This window comes from Wolbachia endosymbiont of Mansonella perstans (genome assembly GCF_020278605.1).
GTDB lineage: Bacteria > Pseudomonadota > Alphaproteobacteria > Rickettsiales > Anaplasmataceae > Wolbachia.
The window spans coordinates 1-10,593 of record NZ_JACZHU010000030.1; the positions used below are offsets into that span (position 1 = coordinate 1).

A 10,593-nucleotide genomic window follows, 5' to 3' on the forward strand; every position below is an offset into this window, starting at 1 on the left:
AGAAAGTCAAGTTAGGAGACAAAATGCAGGTTACCGTAGGTAAGAGAGAAGATGGTGGGCTAGTTGTTGAAGTTGAAAATGATGTAACTCTCTTAATAGACCAAGAGCATCTGCCGGAAAATAAAAAGTTTTCTGTGTCAGAAAAGATAGAAGTTGAAGTATCGGGCATTGAAGTATATAATATAATACTATCTGCTAAATAATTTTAATTTTAGCTTCGTGTAAATGGCAACGAAATCTAACCTAATAACAAAGGTGGCAGAGAGGTATCCTTTCCTAGACAAAATGGTTATAGCGGCTATAGTCAACAGATTTTTTGAGATACTTTCGAGTACGTTGAAGCGTCATAATAGAATTGAAATTAGGGGATTTGGCTCCTTTTCAATTAGGAGTTATAACTTGAAAGAGACAAGTCACTTTATGTCACAGAAGTTTGTAAAAAATCAATACTTTAAAACATATTTTCGTAGCAGTAAAAAATTATCCTATTTAATAAATGAATAAAAGTTTACACAGTGAATAAAATGAAAGTGAGGGTAAGTTAACGTTATACAATGAAAGTTTTTGGCATTATATGCAAGTAGTAGAAATAGTTATATGTAACAGCGCATACAAAATATCTTGTGAAAGTGGAAAAAAGGATCATTTATTGTACCTTGCTGATAATTTTAACAAGCTAGTTAGCTCTATATTTCAAAAAACTGGTGGCAAGGGCTCAGAAGCATTAAATTTCCTACTTGCAGCACTAATTCTTGAGGATAAAGTTTTAGAATTAACAAAAAAATTGGATGAAATGAATCAAGAGTGTGAAAAGTATAGAAACGAGAAAAGAACGGAATACACTAAAGTGTTAAGTAGAATAAATAAAATTATTGAATGTATAAAGGATTAGCTTCAATAAAGCAAGTAATTAAGTCCATTATCTTACTATCTAAGTTGGAAGGAAGGTTTGTTTTGCGGGTTATATAGCAATATAATTCATAATCATCAAGATCAACTATCTTTTCATACTCAATTAATTCATTTAGGGAAAATTTTTTGAGGTACTTCAGTGCAAAATACCCTAGAAGCATATCGGTTTCTTTGCACCCTCTATGCCAGCTTCTATACATCAGTTTTTTTCTTAATAAAGAGGTATCTGTCACTATTACTAAACTTTCTTTAAGTTTAAAGGTTAAATTAAACACTTGTCAAGCAAGGCGCGTTTTAATATACTTAACATTTTGTTAATATCTAAAATACAGGTGGAATTAATCTCTAATCTTGTCCATCAGCTTAGTAATGGAGCATATGACCTTTTCTCATTTACCTTAATCATCTCTATTATAGTATTTGTGCATGAATACGGACACTATATTATCGCCAAAGCGTGCAAAGTTAAAGTTGAGTCTTTTTCTATAGGCTTTGGTCCTGAAATCTTTGTTTTTCATGATAAGTCTGGAACTAGATGGAAATTAAGTGCCGTTCCACTGGGCGGTTATATTAAAATGCTAGGAGACAGCAATGCAGGAAGCGTTCCAGCCAATCAACAAAAATTAACTGAAGAAGAAAAGTTATATTCACTTCATACAAAACCGCGATATAAAAAAGCAGCAATAGTTTTCGCAGGACCATTTGCAAACATGGTACTTGCTGTTATAGCTTTTACAATATTCTTTAGCACAGCAGGCTATTATCGCACTCCACCAGTGATTGGAAGTGTAATTAAAGGCAAACCAGCAGAGCAAGCTGGTTTATTGCCAGGTGACATTATTACACAGATCAATGAATATAAAATAAAATATTTTGAAGATATTTCACGTGTGATAACATCGAATCCTAAAACAAGAATGGAGATTGAGTATAGTAGAAATAATCAGAAGCACAGGACCAGTTTAACTCCATTAACAATCAAGAACGAAGACGCTTTTGGTAACGTGATAGAAAGAGAAACTATAGGAGTTACTTCAGTCGATATAACAGGGCTAAAGCAATCATCTTTTCTTGGAGCTATGAACCTATCAGTAAGTGAAACTTACCACGCTATGTGCTTAACAATTAAAGCTCTTTTTCAAATTATCGTTGGTAAGAGAAGTATAAATGAAATAGGTGGACCAATAAAAATTGCAAAATATTCAGGACAATCAGCTAAACAGGGATTCACTATGGTTTTATATTTTATAGCAATCCTTTCAGCTACTTTAGCTGCGATTAACTTGCTGCCAATTTTACCATTGGATGGTGGGCATTTATTTTTCTACGTTGTAGAAGTGGTCATGCGCAGAGATTTGAGTTTGAAATGTCAAAAATATGCTGCCACTTTTGGTGCTACCGTGTTATTCTTGCTGATGGCAATTGCGATCTCAAATGATATCAGGCATCTTTTTTAAATAAATATGAAAAAACTGTTTTATATATTAATAGTAATTTTTGTCTCTTCTCCTATACTAATTGTTGCTTCAGAAAACGAGAAAAAGACGCAGATAAAGGATATTAAATACGTTGGTAATGAGCGAATCGGAAGCCAAACAATAAAGTTTTATACGAAATTAGAACCTAGTAGTTATGTAAACAACGACGACATAGATTCAATTATAAAGGTTTTATACAAAACAAAGTTATTTGCTAATGTTAACGCTTACATCGATGATGAGAAAAACTTGATAATAAAAATTCAAGAAAACCCATTAATTAACAAGGTAATATTAAAAGGTAATAAGCTATTTAAAAGCAAAGAACTGTTAAATAACGTGATTCAATCAAAACCCTTGACTATTTTTGCTGAAACAAAATTACAAAATGATTTACTGAATTTAGTCACAACTTATAGAAACAACGGTAAGATTGGTGCTAAAATTGAATATGAGTTGAATAAGCTTGATGGCAATAGGGTTAATTTGGTCTTTAAAATAAAAGAGGGTAAAACATCTAGAATTAAGGACATAAGATTTATAGGCAATAAAAACTTTTCAGAAAATGAGCTAGAGCAAGCTATTAAAACTCAAAGTAATGATGTATTTAATAAGTTATTCAGAGCTATTTTAAAAGGTGGAAATCATTACTCACCACAGTATTTGTTAATTAACGAGGGATTGCTTGATCGATTCTATTCATCCAAGGGGTATATCAACAATAGTATTCAGCCAATTGCTGAAGTTGATAATGACAATCAAGTGATATTAACTTTTTTGATTGATGAAGGAGAGCAATATTTGTTTGGAAGCAATAAAATTGATGTTGAAGCTAAAATTCAAGACCCAAACCTAAAAGAAGAGATATTAGAACTAATAACTGAGGAAGGTAACAAAGTATTTGATAAGGTTAAAGTTAGTGATACGGTAGAAAAAATAAACAAGTATTTAAACGAGAGAGGATATATATTTGCAAAAGTTAATCCAGAATACACAGAGCGTGGCAATGTTGTAGATGTAATTTACAAGGTGCTGCCAGGTAAAAAGATTTACATAAATCAAATTATAATAGATGGCAATAACCGTACTTTAGACAAAGTAATCAGAAGTAAGCTCAGCGTAGCAGAAGGTGACGCTTATAACACATTTGAGATTCAGAAATCGCATAGGAAATTGATTGGTAGTGATTTTTTTGAAGCAGTAAAAATAAATAGTTATGCAATTAATGATAATTTCATAAATCTTAACTTAAATGTTAAAGAAAAAAGCACTACCTCGTTATATTTAGGAGGAGGTGTGTCCTTTCCTGGCAGAGCATTTTTTAAAACTGATTTTAAAGACCGTAATTTATTTGGTAGCGGAAAAGAGCTCTCCTTTGTCATTGAGAAAAGTCGATACGTATTTTCGACCGATTTAGAAGCCGTTGAAAATAATTTTAATGGCTCCGATACATCATTAGGTGTAGGCGTATTCTATGAAAAACAAGATAAGCCAAACACCACTTTTGACAGCTGTGACATGGGATTTTTTACAAAATTATCACATAAAGTCACAGAGAACTTAACTAATTCCCTTCGCTATTCTTATAAGTATAACCATATACACTTGGATAATAAGGGTGGAAAGGACGGTGGTATCCCTGAAATAATACGGGACCGAGAAGGTGAATATCACATTTCATCAGTAGGATACACATTAGCATATAATAAATTAGATAGTCTATATGTTCCAAGAAATGGTTATTTATTGCGCTTAAGCCAGGACGTTTCAGGACTAGGAGGAAACGTAAATTTCTTCAAATCCGAATTTTTGTCTTTTTATGCACATCCTATATTGAGTAAGATTGATGATGATATAATACTGCGCTTTAAAATGGCATCAGGTCATATTTTTTCTTATACCGACGAACCGCTAAATATTGGCCAGCACTTTTTTAAAGGAGGTAATGAGATTAGAGGGTTTGACTTCTCTGGTATTGGACCAAGAGCAAAAGATAAAAGCTCATTAGGAGGTAAGACTTATTTTAACTTAACACAACAAGTAGATTTTCCATTACCAAAATTATACAATTATATTGGCTTCAAAGGCTCATTCTTTATTGACTATGCAACGCTTTTTGGTTTAGACGATAAAGATGAGAAACATAAAGAAAAAGAACTATATAATGATAGTAAACTTGTGAGAGTTTCACCAGGTTTTGGTTTTTCGATGCCTTCTCCTTTTGGTGGTAGGTTTAGATTAGATTTTGGATTTCCTTTAGTTAAGGAACCTTATGATATAATACCATCATCGAATGTTAAGTTCTCTATCGAAGTAGGGATTTAAATGAAATACACACAATTATTTATATTAGTTATTGTCTTAATTATTTTTTTGCTTTTGGGTTATAAAGTTGTAAAACATCAACCTGAGGATGCACTTAACATAAAAGTTGCGATTATTGATAGCGACAAAGTGATCAGTGAGTCTCTTGCTCTACAAAATATACAACAGCAAATAAAAGAACAAAGTTCTGGACTGCAGCAAGAGTTTGAAAGTGAGCTGGAAAAATTCAAGCCTTCAAAAGAGGAATTTGAATTTCTATCAGAAGAAGCAAAAAAGGAAAGAACAGAGCAATTTGATAAGCGCGCTTTAAGCGCTAGAGATGGTTACGCTAAAAAAATATTATACTTAGAAAGAAGTTATAGAGATGCAGTAGATAGTATTTTTGACAAGATAAAAGAAATTGCTAAAGAAATCGCAGAAAAAAACAACATAGACTTGGTACTATTTATTTCAAAGAAAAATCAGGTTTTATACTTTATGGATAAGGCTGATTTAGATAAAGTTGATTTATCAGATACAGTGTTAAAAAACATGGACAAAGAAATACCAAAATTCGCTTTGAAAGACGTTAACTAGACTTACTTTAAGGATATTATGCCGTTTAATATCAGCGATATTATAAAAGTATTACCACACTCTTATCCATTTCTCTTAGTGGATAGAGTAATAGAATGTGATCCAGGTAGGAGTATAAAGGCAATAAAAAATGTGACTTTCAATGAGCCGTTTTTTATTGGCCACTTTCCTGGCCATCCGATAATGCCAGGGGTTTTAATAATTGAATCTCTAGCTCAGACATCTGCAATATGTGTTCTTGGTAAAGAAAGTCAAAGTACAATGGAAAATAAAGTTGTTTACTTCATATCCATTGAAAGTGCAAAATTCAGAAAGCCAGTTACTCCAGGAGACACCCTGGTTCTTCAGTCTAACATTAAAAATGCGCGTTTGGGTGCATGCAAGTTTGAGTGTGTTGCGTATGTAGACAAAGAGAAGGTTGCAGAAGCAACAATTTTAGCCATGTTGCAAAATAAATAAAATTTTCATCTATAAAAAGCAATGTATGCATTGTATAATATAGCAATGCAGCTGAATTTTAACATCTCATTTCCTGATCTATATATTCGCGATGGATTAATAAAACTAGATGAGACATTTTTAGATTACGTCAAATCATACGATAAAAGTTTATTTTGTTCCTTGATTAAAGCAAGAGAAAACACTTCAGTGTCATCCCAGTGTCAAGCATTGGAATCTAAAACACAACCAATGTCAACCCATCAGATGGCAGATAGCCAGTTGATTATAAACCTTTCGTATTTACTTGATGAATTTATCGCCAAACTTTTCAGTGTTGAAGAGGAGGTAAGGGAGCTAAAGAAGAAGCACAATGACTTTACTATAATATATAAATGCAAAAGGTTATTTATTCAACGCTATGCGTTGAAGAAATACATTGACATAGCAAACATAGACATTAATTGTGTTACTAGCAGATTAAGTCATTTTCTTACTTTACCAACAACAGAAAAAAGTTTCGCCGAGCACGCGATGTGTTGGTTTGAGGATAAAGAGCATCACAAAGAGGAAATAAAACTTGCAGCACAGTATGCAGCGTGGAAGGTGAAAAATGAACAGGGTATACTTTTTAGTACTCATAAAAAAATCAATTATAAAAATCTCGTATCATTCTCTAAAAAAGAGGTAGACGAAGTTGAAGTTCTGCATTCAAATAAAGTAAAAAGACGATATGGTTTTGATCTAACAAGTGAAAAGGTGAGTTTAGATAAAGCATTAGATAATGCTCACTACTGCATATTTTGTCATAAGCAAAATAAGGACAGCTGCTCAAAGGGGTTGCAGCCATCTGTTATCCGAGTGGCTGATACTAGGATCCAGAAAGAATACGCAGGTTTTAGTGCCACATTCTGTCAACCAAGTGAGATTTTTAAAAAATCTCCGCTTAAAGTTGAACTACACGGCTGCCCACTAGAGCAAAAAATATCAGAAATGAATTTGGTAAAAAGTGAAGGATACAGTATAGCCAGCCTTGCAATTGTGATGATAGATAATCCATTATGTGCAGCTACTGGATACAGAATATGCAATGATTGCATGAATTCGTGTATATATCAAAAGCAAGAGCCTGTGAGTGTGCCAATGGTTGAAACAAGAGTTTTAGATGACGTGCTCAGTTTGCCATATGGATTTGAAATATATTCTCTGCTTAGTCGTTGGAATCCTTTAAATTTTCAGCGTCCGTTCCCGAAAGAGAACACTGGAAAAAATGTCCTGGTTGTAGGCCTTGGTCCTGCTGGTTTTAATTTAGCTCATCATTTGTTGAATGACGGACATAATGTTATCGCCATTGATGGATTAAAGATAGAACCTCTGATTGATAATTTTCAGCCGATCAGAGATTTTAAGCATGAAAAATTGAGTAAACGCACAGCCGGTGGATTTGGTGGAGTGGCAGAATACGGCATTACTTCTCGGTGGGACAAGAATTACTTAAAGATTATTAGATTATTACTGGAAAGACGCAAAAATTTTGCATTTTATGGGGGAATTCGCTTTGGTGGCACAATAACTGTTAGTGATGCGTTCAGTTTAGGTTTCGACCACATAGCCCTAGCGCTTGGCTCTGGTAAGCCACAAATAATCAAGATAAAAAATATGTTAGCTTGTGGAGTGCGCATGGCATCTGATTTTCTAATGTCATTACAACTCAGTGGTGCTCTTAAATCTGACTCTATAGCAAATCTGCAAATTCGCATGCCAATAGTTGTTATAGGTGCGGGACTCACTGCAATTGATACTGCCACTGAAGCCTTAGCGTATTACCCGATTCAAGTAGAAAAATTTTTTCTTCGTTACGAAATATTGGTTAGTAAATATGGAAAAGACTGCGTTGAAAAAGATTGGACAGAAGAAGAACGTGAAATTGCGAATGAGTTTATATTGCACGCACAGTTGATCCAAAAAGAGAAAGAATTAGCGAAAAAAGAGAACAGAGAAGCAAAAATATTGGAGTTAGTACAGGATTTAGGGGGAGTGAAAGTTGTATATAGAAAAGAGCTAAAAAGTTCACCAAGTTACCGACTAAACAGTGGGGAGGTGCAAAATGCACTGTCAGAAGGGATTTACTTTATCGAAAATCTAGAACCAGTTGAAATTGTGACGGATAAGTATAACCATGCTGAATCGATAAAACTGATAGACACAAAATCGGGCGAAATCAAGTGTATAAAAGCACGTTCTGTTCTTATAGCAGTGGGTACTGAGCCAAATACAGTCATTGCAACGGAAGATAGAAAGCATTTTAAATTAAGCAATGGATATTTTGCTCACCTGAGCTCATCAGGGGAAGAAGTAGATCCAATATTCTCTCCTAAGATGCAAAATAAAGATAGAATATTAGTGTATAAGCAAGACAGTAAAGCAATTAGTTTCTTCGGTGATCTTCATCCTTCATATAGTGGTAGTGTTGTAAAAGCTATGGCAAGTGCTAAAAACGGCTACCCTATCATTTCCCAGCTTTTAAAGGGCGTTAATGCCACCCTAGCTCAGGTTTCAGCGTCACACTCACAACTGTATGAATGTTGTAATATAAGAGTAACTTTCACCAAAAGGGATGTCATCCAAGCAGCCAGACACTGGGATCCAGAAAACTTAATTTCAAATAAGTATACTAGATGGCTGTATAATGAAAATTGGACCCCAGTGTCAGCTACTTGGATGACACCATGTCGCCGGACTGAATCTTTTCCTGCTACCTCAATACCTCCTTATGTCATCCAAGTAGCTGACACTGGGATCCAGAAAAAGAATGCGTGGTCAAGCGTTGAACACATGGCAAGTGAGGAATTCTTTAATAAGATCAAAGAACAGTTCACTGCAAAAGTCATAAAAGTTCAATATTTAACCGACAAAGTAGTAGAAATAGTGATCAAATCACCACTTGCTGCAAAAAATTTCAAGCCTGGGCAATTCTTTAGATTGCAAAGTTTTGAAACTAACAGCAGAAAAGCCACAGGCCTTGCTATGGAAGGTATAGCTGTAACTGGCACTGAAGTAGACAAAAAAAAAGGAATTATTTCTACCATTGTGCTTGAAACAGGTGGTTCCACTAATTTGTGTAAGTACTTCAAAGAAGGTGAACAAATAGTTCTTATGGGTCCAACTGGGCGCCCTACTGAGACTTGTTAGGTCTATCTTGTACCAAATTCTAATAGTAATAGGATAAATTGAAGATACCATATTGTTTTTTAACATAGTTAACATCTTGACTTTATATGGTTAATACTCCAAATTGTAAAAAACAGAAAGTTCTATGGCAACAAGTCTACTACAAGGCAAAAAGGGATTAATAACTGGAATAACAAACAAGAGGTCAATAGCGTATGGCATAGCAAAAACTCTCTCAGAGCACGGAGCAGAATTTGCAATTACTTATCAGAATGAAATGGTAAGGGAAAGATTATCATCGATAGCAGCTGAGCTAAATGTGGAGTTAGTACTAAATTGTGATGTTGCAAATGAAGAAACCATAGATGAAGTTTTTAAGATAATAGAAAAAAAATGGAACACTCTTGATTTTTTGGTACACGCAATCGCATTCTCTGACAAGAATGAACTCGATAGTAAATATGTTAACACATCACTGGGCAACTTCCTCAACGCAATGCATATATCATGCTATTCTTTTACTGCTCTAGCGCAAAGAGCTGAAAAGATAATGCCAAACGGCGGTAGTTTACTCACTTTATCTTACTATGGCGCTGAAAAAGTTATGCCAAACTATAATGTTATGGGCCTATGTAAAGCAGCACTCGAAGCAAGTGTAAGATATATAGCATGCGACCTTGGGCCACAAAACATCAGAGTGAATACCATTTCTGCTGGTCCAATTAGAACTTTAGCATCTTCTGGAATAAGCAATTTTCACTTCATATCAGAATGGAACAGAAATAATTCTCCGCTAAGGCGCAACACTACAATAGAAGACGTTGGGAAAGCAGCGCTCTATTTGTTGAGTGACTTAAGTAGTGGTACCACTGGGGAAGTTTTACATGTTGATTCAGGGTATAACGTAGTAGGGATGAAAGCAATTGATCCGAATATGGTTCAAAGTTGAGTATGAGAAAAAAGCCTTTCTAAAACTGATAATATGATTTATAGTCGGTAATGCAGTGCTTAAATACTTTATGCTCAAGAAATTAGCTTGGTATTGGTCCTTTATAGAGTTAATTAAAGGGTTTATTATTACACTTAGGTATGCGTTTAAACCAAAGGTGACGCTTAGGTACCCCATGGAAAAGGGACCTTTAAGTCCAAGGTTTCGCGGTGAGCATGCGTTGCGTAGATACTCAAACGGTGAAGAACGATGCATAGCTTGTAAATTGTGCGAAGTTATCTGCCCTGCCCAAGCGATAGTTATTGAAGCAGAAGAAAGAGAAGATGGAAGTCGTCGCACTACGCGTTATGATATTGACATGACGAAGTGCATATATTGCGGGCTTTGCCAGGAGGCATGTCCAGTCGATGCAATTGTTGAGGGTCCTAATTTTGAGTTTGCAACAGAAACGAGGGAGGAGCTAATGTATAACAAAGAAAAGTTATTGTGTAATGGTGACGTTTGGGAAGAAGCAATTGCACTCAGATTGAAAAAGAATAGACCGTATTACTAATGTTAAGAGTTTACAATATTAACCCTCTGTCATTTCTGTGTCTTTTCGTGTTATCCAAGTAGCATAACACACAGCTGCATGAACATTGTGATTTGAAGCCTATCGCGAGGATGTTACTCGCGTAACCCCATTTCTTGTCATTCCAGTACTTGATACTGGGATCTACCATATTAAACATCAAGATAGAAATT

The 10,593-nt window shown here is 34.7% G+C and carries 12 protein-coding genes; 10 read left to right on the top strand and 2 right to left on the bottom strand.

Annotated features, from left to right (window positions below):
* The 3 genes from IHO13_RS02555 to IHO13_RS02565 form a co-directional block, all read left to right on the top strand.
* Positions 1–203 (top strand): S1 RNA-binding domain-containing protein (locus IHO13_RS02555; RefSeq protein ID WP_368666872.1); only part of this gene is annotated, 203 nt, incomplete at its 5' end.
* A 22-nt stretch (positions 204–225) separates the two neighbouring features.
* A complete protein-coding gene (locus IHO13_RS02560) occupies positions 226–504 on the top strand; it encodes an HU family DNA-binding protein (protein ID WP_225538134.1) in 279 nt (92 codons plus the stop codon).
* Between the two features lie 70 nt (positions 505–574).
* The gene (locus tag IHO13_RS02565) at positions 575–892 is read left to right on the top strand and encodes a cell division protein ZapA (RefSeq protein ID WP_225538135.1); all 318 of its coding nucleotides are present in this window, start codon (positions 575–577) and stop codon (positions 890–892) included.
* Here IHO13_RS02565 and IHO13_RS02570 read toward each other — a convergent pair.
* Complete coding sequence (locus IHO13_RS02570; protein ID WP_225538136.1) at positions 870–1,145, bottom strand: succinate dehydrogenase assembly factor 2; 276 nt, start codon at positions 1,143–1,145, stop codon at positions 870–872. The genes IHO13_RS02565 and IHO13_RS02570 overlap by 23 nt on opposite strands.
* 99 nt (positions 1,146–1,244) lie before the next feature.
* On the opposite strand from IHO13_RS02570, the gene rseP reads away from it, so the two are divergent.
* The 7 genes from rseP (at position 1,245) to nuoI (ending at position 10,402) form a co-directional block, all read left to right on the top strand.
* Positions 1,245–2,369 (top strand): RIP metalloprotease RseP, encoded by a 1,125-nt coding sequence (rseP, locus tag IHO13_RS02575; RefSeq protein WP_225538137.1) that lies wholly within the window; start codon positions 1,245–1,247, stop codon positions 2,367–2,369.
* A gap of 6 nt (positions 2,370–2,375) precedes the next feature.
* On the top strand, positions 2,376–4,715 hold the full coding sequence (bamA, locus tag IHO13_RS02580; protein ID WP_225538138.1) for an outer membrane protein assembly factor BamA: 2,340 nt from the start codon (positions 2,376–2,378) through the stop codon (positions 4,713–4,715).
* Positions 4,716–5,291 (top strand): OmpH/Skp family outer membrane protein, encoded by a 576-nt coding sequence (locus tag IHO13_RS02585; RefSeq protein WP_225538139.1) that lies wholly within the window; start codon positions 4,716–4,718, stop codon positions 5,289–5,291.
* An 18-nt stretch (positions 5,292–5,309) separates the two neighbouring features.
* Positions 5,310–5,750 carry a 3-hydroxyacyl-ACP dehydratase FabZ gene (fabZ, locus tag IHO13_RS02590; RefSeq protein WP_225538140.1) on the top strand — a complete coding sequence of 147 codons (441 nt, stop codon included), beginning with the start codon at positions 5,310–5,312 and terminating at the stop codon, positions 5,748–5,750.
* 45 nt (positions 5,751–5,795) lie between these two features.
* Positions 5,796–8,921 carry a WPE palindromic element domain-containing protein gene (locus IHO13_RS02595; protein ID WP_225538144.1) on the top strand — a complete coding sequence of 1,042 codons (3,126 nt, stop codon included), beginning with the start codon at positions 5,796–5,798 and terminating at the stop codon, positions 8,919–8,921.
* 124 nt (positions 8,922–9,045) lie between these two features.
* Positions 9,046–9,849 carry an enoyl-ACP reductase FabI gene (locus IHO13_RS02600; protein ID WP_225538141.1) on the top strand — a complete coding sequence of 268 codons (804 nt, stop codon included), beginning with the start codon at positions 9,046–9,048 and terminating at the stop codon, positions 9,847–9,849.
* Between the two features lie 70 nt (positions 9,850–9,919).
* Complete coding sequence (gene nuoI / locus IHO13_RS02605; RefSeq protein WP_225538142.1) at positions 9,920–10,402, top strand: NADH-quinone oxidoreductase subunit NuoI; 483 nt, start codon at positions 9,920–9,922, stop codon at positions 10,400–10,402.
* A gap of 10 nt (positions 10,403–10,412) precedes the next feature.
* Here the strand turns inward: nuoI and IHO13_RS02610 are convergent.
* Positions 10,413–10,593: hypothetical protein (locus IHO13_RS02610; protein WP_225538143.1), on the bottom strand; the 181-nt coding region annotated here is incomplete at its 5' end.